The 15,659-nt window shown below is 47.4% G+C and carries 14 protein-coding genes; 8 read left to right on the forward strand and 6 right to left on the reverse strand.

Features of this window, described 5'->3' with window-relative positions:
• The first annotated feature begins 699 nt into the window (after nt 1-699).
• From EXY25_RS05720 to EXY25_RS05730, 3 genes are all read left to right on the forward strand, one after another.
• Complete coding sequence (locus EXY25_RS05720; protein WP_130566066.1) at nt 700-1,107, forward strand: HEAT repeat domain-containing protein; 408 nt, start codon at nt 700-702, stop codon at nt 1,105-1,107.
• 68 nt (nt 1,108-1,175) lie between these two features.
• Nucleotides 1,176-1,718: a hypothetical protein gene (locus tag EXY25_RS05725; protein WP_130566067.1), complete on the forward strand. Its 543-nt coding sequence runs from the start codon at nt 1,176-1,178 to the stop codon at nt 1,716-1,718.
• A 490-nt stretch (nt 1,719-2,208) separates the two neighbouring features.
• Nucleotides 2,209-3,243, forward strand: coding sequence for an acyltransferase (locus EXY25_RS05730; RefSeq protein WP_130566068.1), 1,035 nt, complete (start codon nt 2,209-2,211; stop codon nt 3,241-3,243).
• A 351-nt stretch (nt 3,244-3,594) separates the two neighbouring features.
• On the opposite strand, the gene EXY25_RS05735 is transcribed toward EXY25_RS05730, so the two are convergent.
• The gene (locus EXY25_RS05735; RefSeq protein ID WP_130566069.1) at nt 3,595-5,046 is read right to left on the reverse strand and encodes a protein adenylyltransferase SelO; all 1,452 of its coding nucleotides are present in this window, start codon (nt 5,044-5,046) and stop codon (nt 3,595-3,597) included.
• Nucleotides 5,047-5,257: 211 nt separating this feature from the next.
• Between EXY25_RS05735 and EXY25_RS05740 the strand changes: the two genes are divergently transcribed.
• On the forward strand, nt 5,258-5,542 hold the full coding sequence (locus EXY25_RS05740; protein ID WP_130566070.1) for a DUF3630 family protein: 285 nt from the start codon (nt 5,258-5,260) through the stop codon (nt 5,540-5,542).
• Nucleotides 5,543-5,547: 5 nt separating this feature from the next.
• On the opposite strand, the gene EXY25_RS05745 is transcribed toward EXY25_RS05740, so the two are convergent.
• Both EXY25_RS05745 and EXY25_RS05750 read right to left on the reverse strand, forming a co-directional pair.
• A complete protein-coding gene (locus EXY25_RS05745; RefSeq protein WP_130566071.1) occupies nt 5,548-6,141 on the reverse strand; it encodes a DUF4136 domain-containing protein in 594 nt (197 codons plus the stop codon).
• Between the two features lie 9 nt (nt 6,142-6,150).
• A complete protein-coding gene (locus tag EXY25_RS05750; protein WP_114339711.1) occupies nt 6,151-6,771 on the reverse strand; it encodes an outer membrane beta-barrel protein in 621 nt (206 codons plus the stop codon).
• A gap of 183 nt (nt 6,772-6,954) precedes the next feature.
• Between EXY25_RS05750 and purU the strand changes: the two genes are divergently transcribed.
• Nucleotides 6,955-7,824 carry a formyltetrahydrofolate deformylase gene (gene purU / locus EXY25_RS05755; RefSeq protein WP_114339710.1) on the forward strand — a complete coding sequence of 290 codons (870 nt, stop codon included), beginning with the start codon at nt 6,955-6,957 and terminating at the stop codon, nt 7,822-7,824.
• 72 nt (nt 7,825-7,896) lie between these two features.
• On the opposite strand, the gene EXY25_RS05760 is transcribed toward purU, so the two are convergent.
• Together EXY25_RS05760 and elbB are read right to left on the reverse strand one after the other, a co-directional pair.
• Nucleotides 7,897-8,532: a hypothetical protein gene (locus tag EXY25_RS05760; RefSeq protein ID WP_130566072.1), complete on the reverse strand. Its 636-nt coding sequence runs from the start codon at nt 8,530-8,532 to the stop codon at nt 7,897-7,899.
• 187 nt (nt 8,533-8,719) lie between these two features.
• Nucleotides 8,720-9,373 (reverse strand): isoprenoid biosynthesis glyoxalase ElbB, encoded by a 654-nt coding sequence (gene elbB, locus EXY25_RS05765; protein WP_130566073.1) that lies wholly within the window; start codon nt 9,371-9,373, stop codon nt 8,720-8,722.
• Between the two features lie 455 nt (nt 9,374-9,828).
• Between elbB and polA the strand changes: the two genes are divergently transcribed.
• Nucleotides 9,829-12,582 (forward strand): DNA polymerase I, encoded by a 2,754-nt coding sequence (polA, locus tag EXY25_RS05770; RefSeq protein ID WP_130566074.1) that lies wholly within the window; start codon nt 9,829-9,831, stop codon nt 12,580-12,582.
• Between the two features lie 723 nt (nt 12,583-13,305).
• Here polA and yihA read toward each other — a convergent pair.
• Entirely contained in the window at nt 13,306-13,974 is a 669-nt protein-coding gene (gene yihA, locus EXY25_RS05775; RefSeq protein WP_114339706.1) for a ribosome biogenesis GTP-binding protein YihA/YsxC, read from the reverse strand.
• A gap of 128 nt (nt 13,975-14,102) precedes the next feature.
• On the opposite strand from yihA, the gene EXY25_RS05780 reads away from it, so the two are divergent.
• Complete coding sequence (locus tag EXY25_RS05780) at nt 14,103-14,726, forward strand: c-type cytochrome (RefSeq protein ID WP_114339705.1); 624 nt, start codon at nt 14,103-14,105, stop codon at nt 14,724-14,726.
• Nucleotides 14,727-14,842: 116 nt separating this feature from the next.
• Entirely contained in the window at nt 14,843-15,472 is a 630-nt protein-coding gene (locus tag EXY25_RS05785; protein WP_130566075.1) for a thioredoxin domain-containing protein, read from the forward strand.
• Nucleotides 15,473-15,659: the final 187 nt, after the last annotated feature.

Raw genomic sequence — 15,659 nt, forward strand, 5'->3', positions numbered from 1 at the left:
ATGCTGTGTGGGGACAATCTGACCGAGCGCAAGTTATGAGTTGCTCAGTATTAACAGAGTGTTGCGTTAAGTTAGCAAAGCACGGCATAGTGAGTGTCATAGATAACGTTGTTCGTCCATAGCTACGGCGGTGCGGGTGTACAACAAGTTTGATAAACGAGGAACCACCCAGAGAGCGGTGGTTTTATTTGGGCGCGTTATAGGTCCTGTTATCAAAGGCGTTATATTGCCTAAATAACCTAAATAAGTAGTAACGGATGTTCAAAAAGACTTTTAGCTATCTCTTGAAGCCACTTGAGTGGCACGTTTATGTACTGGCAATTCTGGTGGTTTCAATACTGTATCTCCAAATCGTCATTAGTCCGCTCTTACTCATGTCCTTTGCTGGCCTTTTCGCATTTGGCCTCTTTGAGCCGCAAGTCGCAATGGTAGTGCTTGGTCTGTGTTCATGTGTCGGGCTTGGATTGGGCATTTGGTGGGCAGAAAGAGTCAGACGCACTCATGGAGTAATCACTTTCCATGCTTATCTGTTGTCCACGCCTGAGATTGAAGGTTGGCGTGACAGCAGCGGTAAGGTCGTACGTAAACGGCAATATAACAATGCAAGTCACTAACTCGTCGCTGTGCTCCTCGGGGACAAAGGCCACGACGCGGCGAGCCGCTGGCCTTTGCCCGTGCTTGCGGCGTTAGAAAGCTACGATGATTAAAACCGCAGAAGAGTTCGTCCGGCTCAGAAACAGCGATATTCCAGAAGAGTATTCTCGCGCGTCCCATGGACAAGCCACAGTAGATGTTTGGAAGGAAGTCATAGCGACCTATCCTGAAATGGCTTTTTGGGTGGCTCACAACAAAACCGTGCCTTACGAATTGTTAGAATTACTTTCTGAGAACGGCGAAAGTCGGGTTCGCTCAATGGTGGCTAGTAAAAATATGCTACTCGAGCCTCTGCTACTCAAACTCGCCACTGATGAAGATGACTCTGTTCGGATGGCTGTCGCTCGCCACAAAAAAGCTACGCTGGCTGTTCTTGAAAAATTCGCTAATGACCCATGGGAGGAAATTGTGGCGTTGGTATCTAAACGCATTAAGAACGGCAGCTTTAAGTGAGCACGCATGCTTATTAGAGAACAAGCTGGCTCGGATAGTCAGTTACCTTACAAAGAAGGATGGTCTCATTGCAATACCTCCGCGTTATTTTAGTAATACTTTCCCTTGTCCATTTATATGGATGTAATGAAGCTGTCTATGATCCAAGCAGTGGTTCGTACTGTGATATTAATAGTGGAATAGTTTCGAGCGTAGAGAAAGCGATTAAAGAGCGTAGTACTGGCTATAAAGAAGCACGGGACTATGTGTTATTGATATTTGCAGCTGTTGATCAGGTAGGGTATGAAGCGATAGAAATAATATCTGATGATAGTAATGGATACCTCTTCTACTACAGCTCTAGAAGCCAAGATAAAGTTATCTATATTGATACAAAAAAAGCGCGGAGGATGTTTTCTATTTCAAAACGTCTCGTTGTAGGTAAGGTTGGTGAAACCTATCCCTTCGAGGCATATACGCGTTTACCATGCCGTAAGTTTTACTTTAGATTTGATGGTGTTGAGGAGGAGCAAAACTATGTAGGCAAGCTGAAAGGGGAATATGAAAATTACATAGACATTATTAGTAATCTAATGGTGGTGTCTGGCGTTTATGATGATAAGGGGAAGTAACATAAGAGAACAACATAACGGGATATCCACTTTTCGTTGAAGTATTTTGAGTCAGCTTCTACTCTTTTTGAGTGATAAATAAGCAAGGAAGCTGATATGATTCGCCCCCGCTCAGAACTTGTTTCGCCCGCTTATACGCCTTATTACCACAGGGAAGAGTTAGCGATGCTTCGTTTCTGGTGAAACATTGCAAGAGCGAGTGATCACCAACAAAAACTGCTTAAAATAATTAGCCAGTTATGTTTTTCAACGGAAAGAGTGTTGTATGTACTTTGCCCACGGGAGATTATTTGGATAATTGAGAGATGGATGTCCATATCTTCTTTTGGATTGAAATGCTTATCAATATAGCTCATAACTCGTCGTTGCATTCCGTGGGGATAAAGGTGACAATGCTGCGAGCAGCAGGCTTTTAGCTTGGCTGTGGCGTTCTAAAATGACGACTTGTTGCGATTAGTAATGAATCCAACCCCAATAACAAGGATGTTCTATGAATCGTATAGAAAGCGTTGATATATTTAGATTTGTTGCGATAGTTGCAGTTATCACTATTCATACATCACCTTTTAGGAGTGATGCTACCGTAGGAAATGAAGCCTATAATTATATAGACTTCATTTTAAATCAAATATCTCGATTTGCTGTCCCATTTTTCTTTATTATATCGGGCTATTTTTGGGGGGCTAAGATAAGAAATGGTTCTGATCCTGTTTTAACTACTCGCAACATGGCAAAGCGAATCCTTTTAATTTATTTGGCATGGTGTTTTATATATATATTGCCTGTGAATATTTCTTCGATCTATGAACATGGGATATTAGGCCCCTTAAAACTCTCTTATTGGAAGATTAGAGATTTAACTCAAGATCCTATGACTTTGTTGGTGCAAGGAACAAAAATACATCTATGGTTTCTATTTGGAATGCTATGCGCTTTAGCATTAAGTGCGTTTTTAATAATAAATAAAAATACGAAAATTCTTTTTGTACTGGCACTTTCAATGTATTTTTTCGGTGTATTAGCTAGGTCGTATTCCAATACGCCAATTGGTATTGATATCGATTTCAACACTAGGAATGGCCCTTTTTTTAGTACACTGCCTTTTGTGACAGGTTACTTCCTATCAGGAATTAACGCTCGTCATAGATGGGCTTTTTATGGACTTTTTTTGTTCATATTAGGAAGTATGCTGCATTTCTTTGAAGCGTATTTTTTATGGAAATCATATAATACACCGCCAACACAAGATTATATGTTTGGAACTTTTTTTATGGGGCTAGGAGTTGCAGTGTCTGCATTATCTAATCACCCTGGATTGAAGAGTAAGACATTTAGTGACATTGGAAAGATGACTCTTGGTATTTATGCTGTTCATTTCATTTTTATCGATCTTTTAACTCCATTAGATAAAGTTCTTGATAGTGTTTTTTGGGAGGTGGGATATCTAATTGTCGTTATTTACCTATCCATATTGGCCGCTAAGTTGCTTTCTAAATACAAGTTAACAAATAGAATTGTTGTTTAATAATTTACAGTACTTGAAATTGACTATTTAGCAGATAATTACTGCTGATGTGCAGTGGTATTGTTAAAAATATAAGGCTGACGGTGCAGGCTGAAAAGATGAAAGATATTGACTCGCAGCTGGTTTCGCCCGTTGATACGTCTTACTACCATTGTGTTTGCCGCTGTGGCCGTAGCCCTTTTTTGTGCGGGAGGACAGGTCGACTAATACCGACTACAGTCACCGGAAAGTGTGGGTTCTAGAGCGTCTTCCCTTATTTTGAGCAATAACTTCTCTTTCCTATTTGTCAGACAATGCGAAAGCGTGTGGTTCGAGAAAACAACCAAATCTCTTTTCTCCTTACCCAGCCTCTCAAGTACCACAAAATGTCTGGTAGTGACGATCGTTGTCTGTGGGCAGATCCTGATAGTCAGCGGTTTCGGCAAGCATTTGATAGGGCGAGCGTAACACTTTGAGCAAGGCGTCTGCTGGCGCACTGCAGTTGGTTAACTCACACGTCTGTAGCACCGCTTCTACGTGGTGATTGCGCGGGATCACGACAGGATTGGATTGCTGCATTAAAGCCTGTGCTGCTTGTTGTTGCTTACTGTCGTTACCGATGTGTTGCCGCCATTGACCATACCAATCACCTAATGTGTCTTGTAACTTGGTTGCTATCTGTTGCTCGGTGAGTGAGCGAGTCAGCTGATGAAAGGTTTGGGTGTAATCGAGCTGTTGCTCCTGCATCTGCTCGAGGAGTTCGGTGATCAGGGCAACATCTGTTTGCTGGATCTCGTCGAGTCCTAACTTGGCGCCCAACATGGTTTGGTATGCCTGTTCAAAGCGAGGAGAAAAATCGGCGATCAGCGCCTCTGCCTGAGCCAGTGCCTTATCCGGATCTTCGTCGATGAGCGGCAATAAAGCTTCAGCTAAGCGGGCCATGTTCCAGCGGCAGATCGACGGTTGGGCACCAAAGGCATAGCGACCACCACTATCGATAGAGCTGTAGACCGTCCCCGGGTGGTAGATGCCCAGCATGGCACAGGGGCCAAAATCGATGGTTTCGCCAGAGATCGCGGTGTTATCGGTATTCATTACGCCATGAATAAAGCCGATACGCATCCATTCGACGATCAGGGTGATCTGTTTATCCATCACCGCTCCAAGTAATTCCAGCACTGGGTTGGCGGCTGCCTTTAATGTGGGGAAATGGCGGTCAATCGTATAGTCGGTCAATGTTTTTAGGGAAACGACATCCCCCTTGGCGGCAAAGTATTGAAAGCTGCCTACGCGGATATGGCTGCTGGCGATACGGGTGACCACGGCACCGGGCTTGGGTAAGTCGCGGTAGACGGTTTCGCCAGTGGTGACCACGGCTAAACAGCGCGTAGTGGGTACGCCCAGAGCATGCAGCGCTTCACTCATCAGGTATTCCCGTATGGCGGGGCCAAGGGCGCAGCGGCCATCGCCACGGCGGGAATAACGGGTAGGGCCAGAGCCTTTGAGTTGCAGATCCCAGCGTTGTTGATGGTCATCGACAAATTCGCACAGCAGATGGGCGCGGCCGTCCCCCAGTTGGGGATTGAACTGACCAAATTGATGACCTGCATAAACGCAGGCGATGGGTGATGCCTCTGGCAGTAGGTCGTTGCCAGAAAATAATTGAGCAAGGGCGTTTTCATTGTCGGGTAGCCCCTGCGATAGGGCTAGCTTATCTGCCAGAGATTGATTCCAGAGTAATAGATGGGGATCGGCAACGGGAAGCGGATTAATCGATTCAGAGAAAGCGGTACCCAGTTGTAAATACGTATTAGAAATTTTCACACATAGCCCCGTGGCGAAAACGAATCATTTAGATTGCCTATGGGAGACTGTATCATCCCATGGCGTGAAGTGCGCCTGTTTCCAGCGCAGTAGGTGATAGCTTTTACGGCCGCGATAGGCTTTAGGTTCAGGTGCTATTTTGCTTCCTTGTGGCCAGTTTGGCGGCGTTGTGTCATTGAGGTACTGTTTTTAGAGGCTGAGTTTGATTGAGATGAATAGACCGATACCCCCGTTGTGGCGAGAAGCGGAACAGCACTGGTTATATCTAGGTGATGTGCTGGCTTGGGAACTGTTTCCGGCGTGGGGCGAGGCGCTCTGTGCGGAGATGGGGATCCAGGTGATAGTGAAAGATAGCGGTGCTGATCGGCATATCTGGCAGTGCCGAGGTAATGGGTTTGATCTGCTGCTGCAATTTGAGGGATTAGCTGAAACGATCTGGCTGGAGCCGTTGAGAGAGGCTGACTGGCCTGCATTGCAGGCCAGCTTCACAGAATGATGTTGTTAGCCTGCTTTATGGCGAAAGAAGCTATCGAGCAGGGTTTGCACGGCACCGTTTAGACGGGCATTACGTAACTCTTCTGATTGTTGCCCTTTGCCGACATTGGCTTGCAGGGCACCACGCCATACTGATTGTCCCTCTTTATTTTGAATGTCGATGACCAAGGTGCCTTTATCAAAACCTTTGTCACCGGCTAAGCCGAGAGATAAACCAAAATATTTTTCTAGATCGGCATCGTTAAGATCTTTTTCTAATGCCAGCACATAGCTGATTTTAAAGAACGCTTGCTCATGGTGCTCGGTGAAGTGATAAGCCTGTTGATCCATGCTTTTGACGATGGACTCTCGTAATAAGCCTTCAATTTCAGGGTTCTTTCCGACTTCCCCTAAAACACCACCAGTACGATCTGACCAGGTGACCATGGCTCTTGCGGGAACTGACAATTCCGGGCTTTGAATAGAAACCGCCACTGATTTTCGTAGTTCATCGGGGACTGCATTGGCGTCATCTTTGGCGGCAGTTCCGGTATCGCCACAGGCTGCAACCATTGCCATTAGCAGCACTACTAAGAAAGATTGTTGTAACCCTTTAGCCATGGTGGCTCCTTAAAATTTAACCAGTAATCCAGCGGTGACCTGATATTGCCACCAAATTTCACTATCCACTTTTACCAGGCAGCCGCCATTACAAAAGACCTGTTTGTCACTGTCCATGGCGGTAGCAATGGCGCGGCCATCTAGGCGCAAGCCGACATAATCATTTGCAAACCACTTTAAGCCACCGGCAAAGCCCATGGAAAAGTTGGTTTCAGAGCTGTACTCTTCGGGATCAAAATAGGTGGCCCCTAGGGTTGCGCCGATATAGGGACGTAACCCGGTATCACGAACGACAAACTCATAAGTACCACCGAAATGGTAATAATTAATATCCATGTCGCTGGTGGTACGAGTGCCGTTGTTATCAAATAGTTCAAGATCGGTATTTGTTTGTGCGAGATAAAGCTCATACTGCAGTTTATTGCCTTTTTTGTGACCATCTAACAGGTTAAGTGTGAAGGCAATGGTGTCGCCACTATCCGTGTCTAGGGTGTAATCGCTGTCGTCACTTTCGGTGAAGCTATCACTGCCGCTGGTACCAGCCATAAGTGCGGCTTCCCACACCCATTCTCTGGCTGCGTGTGCCGGCAATATGATGGAAAACAAAGTTAAGGCTAACAGTATGCGCATAATGGCTGTCCTTAATGGCACTTGATGGAATGCTAGGTTGTCAGTCTAAGGCAAGTCGCTGGTTTTGTGCAGCTTTAGTATGACAATCTGGTCGGAGATGAGAGCGGTGCCCAGATCTATTTGGATCAGGTATGCTTACGCTCTGAAGTTGAACGGCTTATAAAGATAGGGTTGAAGGGATCAATGAGTAATACTGCGGCAGCGTCTGCCACTTTGCTAATTAACTGCCCAGACCGTAAAGGCTTGGTACATATAGTTACACAGTTCATCTATAGCAATGGCGGCAACGTTATTGATCTTGAGCAGCATGTGGATCGGGAAGATAACCGCTTTTTTATGCGGATAGAGTGGGATTTGAGTGATTTCGCTATTCCTGTGGATGCGTTGTCCGGCGCTTTTGAGAAAGCGTTAGCGAATCCTTATGAGATGCAATGGCAACTCAGCTTCTCTGATCGTAAGCCTCGTATGGCGGTGTTTGTGTCGCAGCATGAGCACTGTTTGTATGACATGCTGGCGCGTTATCAGAGCGGTGAATGGGATCTCGAGATCCCGTTGATTATCAGTAATCACACCAAGATGCAGGCCGCGGCAGAGGCTGCTGGGATCCCGTTTTATCACCTGCCTGTCACCAAAGAGACAAAAGCAGACGTTGAGGCGGAGCAGAAAGCTTTACTGCAGGCCCATGATGTCGACTTTATTGTGCTGGCTCGCTATATGCAGATCTTGTCTGACGATTTTATCCAGCAGTTCCCTAATCGCGTGATTAACATTCATCACAGCTTCTTGCCGGCTTTCCCTGGCGCAAAGCCTTATCATTCTGCCTATGCGCGCGGGGTGAAGATCATCGGTGCCACCAGTCACTATGTGACCGCGGAGCTCGATGCTGGCCCAATTATCGAGCAGGATGTGGCTCATGTGCGTCATACCGATACGGTAGATGACCTGGTACGTAAGGGGCGCGATGTGGAGAAGGTGGTGCTTTCCCGCGCTATCTGGCGTCACATCAATCAGAAAGTGATCGCCCATAACAATCGCACTGTGGTTTTTGATTGATACGTCAGTTGAGTGATAAAAAATAAAGGCTCATTGATTGAGCCTTTATTTTTCTCCCTGTTAGGTCTGATATTAGCTCTGTCCTGAGCGTAACTCTATTTCAGCACTACCCACACCGACCTCCACTGACAGCGAGTAACCATCGGTATTTGTTCCCTGCCAATGACTTTCATTACCCACTAAATGGCGCTCTTCACTGGCGGAGTTATCCGGGGTTTCAATATCAATATCACCTACCCCACTGACGCCTTTGACCTGCTGAAAGGTAGCGATGGGCAGAGACACCGCGACATCTCCTACCCCAACGTTAATTTCGGCACTTTGCGCTAAATCGGCGATGTCAGCGGCACCTACACCGACATCAAGATCTAGTGTTATCTGCTTAGGCAGGTACAGCACCCACTTTTCCTGATAGCTATCTTCAGCCAGGGAGATTGAGAGCACGCCATTACTCTTTTCGATAAGCAGGTTGGCGTTATTTACCGCCTCAGTAAACCAGCCATCGCGCTCGTCAACTTGCAGCGTAAACTGCAGCTCATCGCTTGCGGTGGGTAAGATTTTGATCGAGCCAACATGCACGCTGATCGCCAGGGTCTGGACACCTTGCAATGATAGCGTTTGCTCAAAGGTACGAGTGGGCTGTTCAGCCCATGTTTGGGTCGAGACCAGTAGACTGGCGAGAATAACGGTTGGTAGAAACATGCCCATGTTGACTCCTGTTCTTATTTGCATTGATGTTGGCTTAGCGGTTGCTGAGCAATAAAAAGCAGAAGTCGTGCCAAAGATATAAAGCTAACAATTACATTAGGTTATAAATTTATATAGCAAAAGATATGGCGTGGTTTACTAGCTATTAGCAAACTACGCCACACTGGTGGGCTAAGCGGCTCTAGGATTAGGCCATAGCCAGTAACTGGTCTACAGCTTTCTCTATTCCCACCGCTGCTTCAGCGATGTTTTCTGCCAGCATATAAGCGGGTGTACTGATCACTTTTCGTTCTTGATCAACGCAGATCTCGGTTACCGCACACGCTTGATGCTCACCACCAAGCTGGTTAAAGGCTTTGGCTGTTTCACTGTCTGTGCCAATGGTGCCTTTAGCGCCATGGCCATAGACTTGTGGGATCAGGATCGGCGAGATACACAGGTAGGCCGCTGCTTTGCCGGCAGTGGCAAACGCCTGACACGCTTTTAGTACGTTTGCATCTATCTGACACTCAGCGCCTTTGAAGGCGAAGTCCGATAGGTTTTTCGCGGCACCAAAGCCGCCGGGTAACAGTAATGCGTCAAAATCGGCAGCGTTTAGTTGCGCAACATCTTGGATCTCGCCACGGGCTATTCGAGCGGCTTCAACCAGCACATTTCGCTGCTCTGTTTCTGTCACTTCGCCGGTCAGGTGATTAACGACATGATGCTGGGCGATATTAGGTGCAAAGCATTGGTATTCAGCTCCTGCTCGGCTGAGCGCTAAAAGACTGATCACCGTTTCGTGGATCTCGGCACCGTCAAAAACACCAGATCCACTGAGAATAACTGCTACTTTTTTCATTGCTAATTCCTTGTTCCGATAACGCAAGTTTTTAGTATGTAATTTTTCGATATGACACGTCTCAAATTTCTATTAAAAAACCTCCATTAGGATCTGGCAATGAAAATCTGATGTGGTAATCTCTTTCGCTACTGTGATGCTGGTTAATTATTGACCGCCTTCTCCGCAGTACTAATAAAATGTTATTCACAGCAAAAACGGAATCACATCGAGAGCTAGGAATTGCTCGATCATCTTACCTAAGCTGCTGTTTTTAGTCGTATATTTTTTATTTTTATAGCTACTCTGTAGGCCATGCCGACGGAGGGTTTACTATTTCCCACACAGAGTTATCCACAAATTTCCTGCGCAGCGAGCGATTTCAATCGTCATTTCATGCCAAAGCCTTGTTAAACTACAACGACTATTCAAGCTATGGCATCCTTGCTGCTCTCCATCAAACTATAGAGTGACCCATGACCACGATCCCGGCCAATCCGTTTGTTCTTGTTGACGGCTCTTCTTACCTTTATCGCGCCTATCATTCGCCGCCACATTTGACCAATTCAGCTGGTGAGCCAACGGGAGCGGTTTATGGTGTGGTTAATATGTTGCGCTCGTTACTGAAACAGTTCGATCCTTCGCATATTGCTGTGGTGTTTGATGCCAAGGGTAAAACTTTCCGTGATGATATGTTTCCGGAATACAAGGCCCAGCGACCGTCGATGCCAGATGATTTGCGCTGCCAGATCGCTCCGTTGCACGAAATTATTCGAAACATGGGGCTACCGCTGTTGATGGTGGATGGGGTCGAAGCCGATGACGTTATTGGCACGCTTGCCCGACAAGCTGCAGCCGAAGGGCGACATACCTTGATCAGCACTGGCGATAAGGATATGGCGCAGTTGGTGGATGAGCACGTCACACTGATCAACACCATGACTGACACCGTGATGGGCCCTGTTGAAGTGGAGCAGAAATATGGTATTCCGCCGACGCTGATCATCGATTTTCTGGCCTTAATGGGTGACAAGGTCGATAACATACCGGGTGTGCCAGGAGTGGGTGAAAAGACGGCACTGGCCATGTTGCAAGGTATTGGCGGACTTGATGCGTTGTATGCCGATCCCGATGCGGTGGCCACACTTGGTTTCCGTGGTGCCAAAACCATGCCGACTAAGCTGCGTGATAACCAGGCGGCGGCAGATATGTCGTATAAGTTGGCAACCATTAAGCTTGATGTGCCGTTAGAAAAACTGCCTGAACAACTGACGCGGACAGCGCCAGACAAAGATGCTCTGGTGAAATTGTTTGGCCAGATGGAGTTTCGTCGCTGGTTGGCTGAGATCCTCGATGGTGAGGGTGAGCAAGCCAATCCAGTGACTGATAGTCCGGCATCCAGTGCGGCAGCGATTGATCGCAGTGGTTATCAGACTCTGTTCACGAAAGCTGATCTAATGCCATGGTTGGAGAAACTTGCCGCAGCGCCTTTGTTTGCCATTGACACTGAAACAACCAGTCTTGATGTACAAGAAGCGAAATTGGTGGGTATCTCCTTTGCCGTTGCGCCTGGCGAAGCGGCTTACCTGCCGCTGGGACATGATTACTTGGGGGCGCCAGTGCAACTCTCGTTGGCTGACATCCTGCCGCTGTTGAAACCGGTTCTGGAGGATCCCAAGATCCTGAAAGTGGGGCAAAACCTGAAGTATGATTTGGCGGTGTTGTCTAATCATGGCATCGAGTTGGCGGGGATCGCCTTCGATACCATGCTTGAATCCTACGTCTTCAACAGTGTTGCCGGCAGGCACGATATGGACAGCCTGGCACTGAAGTATCTCAGTCATAAAGCTATCAGTTTTGAAGAGGTGGCTGGTAAAGGGGCGAAGCAGCTTACCTTTAATCAGATTGAGATGGATCAGGCCGCTCCTTATGCGGCGGAAGACGCTGATATCACGTTGCGCTTGCATCAGGCTATTTGGCCAAAGGTTGAAGCAGACGCATCGTTGACCAAGGTGTTCAATGATATTGAGTTGCCATTGGTACCGGTATTGTCGCGGATGGAACGCCATGGCGTGCTGATTGACAGTGCCATGTTGGCAGGGCAAAGCGATGAACTAGGTATTCGCTTGGCGGAACTAGAAAAAGAAGCGTTTGCCGTTGCTGGCGAAGAGTTTAACTTGTCTTCGCCGAAACAGCTGCAGGCGATCTTGTTTGATAAGCTGAGCTTGCCAGTACTGAAAAAGACCCCGAAGGGGGCGCCTTCTACTGCAGAAGAGACACTACAAGAGTTGGCGTTGGATTACCCCTTACCAAAGCTGATCCTCGAGTATCGTGGTCTTGCTAAGTTGAAGTCTACCTATACCGATAAATTGCCGCGGATGGTGAATGCTGGCTCCGGCCGGGTCCATACCTCTTACCATCAAGCGGTAACAGCCACGGGGCGCCTCTCCTCCTCCGATCCTAATCTGCAGAATATCCCTATTCGTACCGCTGAAGGTCGCCGGGTGCGTCAGGCGTTTATCGCCCCGGCCGGTCGTGTGATCGTCGCGGCTGATTATTCGCAAATTGAACTGCGGATCATGGCGCACCTGTCGAAAGACGCTGGCTTGCTCAAAGCTTTCAAAGAGGGGCTGGATGTGCACAAGGCGACTGCCGCTGAGGTGTTTGGTGTCACGCTTGACGAGGTGACCACTGAACAGCGTCGGCGGGCGAAAGCGATCAACTTTGGTTTGATATACGGTATGTCCGCTTTTGGTTTGAGTAAACAGCTTGGGATCCCGCGACATGAAGCACAATCCTATATGGATACCTACTTTGAACGCTATCCTGGCGTACTTGAGTATATGGAGCGCACCCGAAAAGAGGCGGAGCAGCAGGGCTATGTAGAAACCCTGTTTGGTCGTCGTTTACATCTGCCTGATATTAAGGCGCGCAACATGGCGAGAAAGAAGGCGGCTGAGCGTGCGGCGATCAACGCGCCAATGCAGGGAACGGCAGCTGACATCATCAAGCTGGCGATGCTGAAGGTGGACCATTGGATCCAAACTGAAGGTAAACAACGTTTAGTGATGGTGATGCAGGTTCACGATGAACTGGTGTTTGAGGTGGAGCAAGCGCAAGCGGATGCGTTGGCAAAAACATTGAGTCAGCTAATGAGTGATGCTGTTGAGCTGGATGTGCCGCTATTGGTTGAAGCTGGGATTGGTGATAATTGGGATCAAGCGCATTAGTTATTGCTTGGCTATTAATAAAGCAACATTAGGAATTTTATTACATAAATTACTTTCATGTTAACTGCGCGTTTGGTACATTAGTAGGCGTAGGGTACAGAGGTAAGATGTTCATTCTTACAGACCTTTTGGTTTCAGCTTGTTGAAACTGTTGAATTCTTACTCCGATACGTCAGTGTCGGAGTTTTTTTTGCCTGAAATCCCCCGCTATAAGCCATTCTATAGCCATAAATTGCGCTATATCAAACAAGCGTTCAACTGTTAGAGTTTTAACTTTAAATTGAAAAAAAGCGCCTTTATAGTGCTCTCAAGCTAATAACCTTGTTGTTGGCTTTGACCCTAAGGGGTCTGGGAACATTAGCTTCTCCCCAAAGCTTTATTCGCCGGATGCACTCAGTGCAACCGGCTTTTTTTTGCCTAAATAGTGTCTATTGGGCATCTTTTATGTAATTAAATTACATTTTTATGTCCTTAATATGACGATCTTGCGTAGCTCATTGATTTTATGGGTGATTAAAGATGTGTGGAGCAAGGCGGCGTGAATGCGGTTAAAAAAACATCATTATTTTAGGTGAAAAGCAGAACTTTTTTCATAGGAGTGAGTCTCAACTAGTGCATTGGAAAGTGCTTCCTTTCAAGACTCCCTAGCTTTTTATTAGCTGCCCATCCTCTCGGATGGGCTTTTTTTATGCGTCGCGCGTGAGTCGCGGCTGTCTGGGCTGATTAGGTTTCATTGCTCTGGGCAGATACGCTCTCTTCCCCTGTAGCTTCATCATCACCATGTAAGTGCCTGTAGCATTGGGTTTCAATAAACTGTGATAGGTGCTCTACCCCCAGTTTTTTCAGTGATGAAAACAGTTCAACCTGAATATCGCCACCAAACACAGTGATCGCCTCGCGAACCTTCAACAGCTGCGCCTTGCGAGCGCCTGACTTGAGTTTGTCGCACTTAGTTAGCAAGGCCAGTACCGGGAGATCACTGGCGACCGCCCACTGTAGCAGCATCTGATCGACCTCTTTCAGCGGATGGCGAACATCCATCAGGACAACCACAGCGCAGAGCGATTCGCGTTTCTCCAGATATTCGGTTAGCGCGAGCTGCCACTTCTCTTTAAGTTCCAGTGGCACTTTGGCAAAGCCGTAACCTGGCAGATCAACTAAACGGCAGTCTTGGCCGATGTCGAATAGGTTAATCAGCTGGGTTCGGCCAGGTGTTTTACTGGTGCGTGCCAGATTTGTTTGCACGCAGAGGGTATTCATTGAGCTAGACTTGCCAGCATTGGAACGGCCAGCAAATGCTACCTCGGCACCGCCATCTGAAGTCAACTGACTGATCTTGGCGGCACTAGTGATAAAACTGGCATTACGAAAATTTAGCTTGAAGGGCTGCACAAATGGCCTCCGGGCAACGGGTTACTTTTTGTGAATTTGGTGTAAAATGACCGGATTACGATAATAAGCACGCAAAGTGTACCACGTCCCGCAGCTTTAGCGGACGAGAAAGATGGATTAGGTCACTAATGAAAAGATTCCTGATAGTTTTTACAGCTCTGGTAGGTTCCATCTCTGCAGCTTATGCAGAGGGTGATATTGAAGCGGGCAAGGCGGCAGCTGCAACTTGCGCGGCTTGTCATGGCGTTGATGGTAACTCCACTGTTGCTATCTACCCGAAACTAGCGGGCCAGCATGCCAGCTACCTGGAGAAGCAGTTGCATGAATTTAAGTTAGGCATGCAGAGCGCGGGTAAAGAGGGGCGCTATGACCCAGTGATGAGTGGTATGGCGATGCCATTGGATGATGCCGCCATTGCCAACCTTTCTGCTTATTTTGCTAGTCTGACAGCAACACCTGGTGCGACCCCTGAAGATGTGGTTGAAGTGGGTCACCAGCTCTTTCGTGGTGGCGATCCTGAGCGTGGGTTGCCTGCGTGCCTAGCGTGCCATGGCCCCCGTGGTGTTGGTTCTAGTCTAGCTAAGTTCCCTGCGATTTCTGGACAGCACCCCGATTATACGAAAGCGCAGTTAGAAAAATTCCGCTCAGGGGATCGTGCTAACGATATGAATGCCATGATGCGCGATGTAGCAATGAAGCTGACAGATGAAGAGATCGAGATCTTATCCAAATATCTGGCTGGCTTGCATTAAGCTAAATAGTTGCAGCGATTGATTGAAAGGCGGCATTGAGTCGCCTTTTTTGATTCTGGCTACATCGTCTGACACCATTGCTATGACGTATGACAGGCTTAAATAAGGAGCAGCATGTGCGACGTTTGATCACTGTATACGCTTTATCTGTGTGGCTTGGGTTGCTCTCTTTCGGGGTGACGGCAATGCCAAAAAATGGCCAGGACTATCTGACGGTCAATTTGCCGGACAGCGTCACTCTGGATGCCGATGTGGTGGAGTTTTTTTGGTACGGTGCGCCATCGTCGCAGCAATATATTCCTTATCGTAAGGCGCATCTGGCGGGTTCGCCTGGGCTTAAGTGGCAATATATGCCGGTAGTGATGCGCCCTGAATGGCGACCAGCAGCGAAAGCGTTTTACATTGCCGCCGAGAGTGAACAATTCGAACGCTTGCACCTTGAGCTATTTGAACAAGCAAGAGATTTCCCCGAACTACTCGCCGATGAAGCGGGGGTGATAACCTGGTTTGCAGAGCGTGGCTTTAATGAAAATGATGTAAGGCGCAGCTACCTGGCAACCCATACCAATCAGCAGCTGGAAGCCGACCGGAGCGTGCTTGAAGCGCTGCCTATTCCTGGCGTACCGGCGCTGTTGATCCGTGGGAAATATTTGCTGCATGCCGGCATGCATAAGTCTGTTGATAGCTACGACGCAACGGTCAGTTATTTGTTGGCGCTTCCCGTACCAACAGTTGAGGCTAAATAGCCGTTTGCACCTGTGTTGTTCAGAAAGTGTGCGCTAGGTGGCAAAATGTAATCAATGTTATGGAAATGTTGCGTTTCATTCTTGAGTTATTACTCAACTGGACTACAGTATTACCCGACTCAGGGAAACAAAATCAGATCAGGATGATCTTTGAAAGATATTTAGGTCAAAGCATCAATGAAGAATG

Source organism: Corallincola spongiicola, assembly GCF_004284785.1.
Lineage (GTDB): Bacteria > Pseudomonadota > Gammaproteobacteria > Enterobacterales > Neiellaceae > Corallincola > Corallincola holothuriorum.

Bases quoted from the DNA above. Each gene is read 5' to 3' on its own strand.
- EXY25_RS05720 (WP_130566066.1), top strand. From the start codon at position 700: ATGATTAAAACCGCAGAAGAGTTCGTCCGGCTCAGAAACAGCGATATT.
- EXY25_RS05730 (WP_130566068.1), top strand. From the start codon at position 2,209: ATGAATCGTATAGAAAGCGTTGATATATTTAGATTTGTTGCGATAGTT.
- EXY25_RS05740 (WP_130566070.1), top strand. From the start codon at position 5,258: ATGAATAGACCGATACCCCCGTTGTGGCGAGAAGCGGAACAGCACTGG.
- EXY25_RS05745 (WP_130566071.1), bottom strand. From the start codon at position 6,141: ATGGCTAAAGGGTTACAACAATCTTTCTTAGTAGTGCTGCTAATGGCA.
- EXY25_RS05750 (WP_114339711.1), bottom strand. From the start codon at position 6,771: ATGCGCATACTGTTAGCCTTAACTTTGTTTTCCATCATATTGCCGGCA.
- purU (WP_114339710.1), top strand. From the start codon at position 6,955: ATGAGTAATACTGCGGCAGCGTCTGCCACTTTGCTAATTAACTGCCCA.
- EXY25_RS05760 (WP_130566072.1), bottom strand. From the start codon at position 8,532: ATGGGCATGTTTCTACCAACCGTTATTCTCGCCAGTCTACTGGTCTCG.
- elbB (WP_130566073.1), bottom strand. From the start codon at position 9,373: ATGAAAAAAGTAGCAGTTATTCTCAGTGGATCTGGTGTTTTTGACGGT.
- polA (WP_130566074.1), top strand. From the start codon at position 9,829: ATGACCACGATCCCGGCCAATCCGTTTGTTCTTGTTGACGGCTCTTCT.
- EXY25_RS05780 (WP_114339705.1), top strand. From the start codon at position 14,103: ATGAAAAGATTCCTGATAGTTTTTACAGCTCTGGTAGGTTCCATCTCT.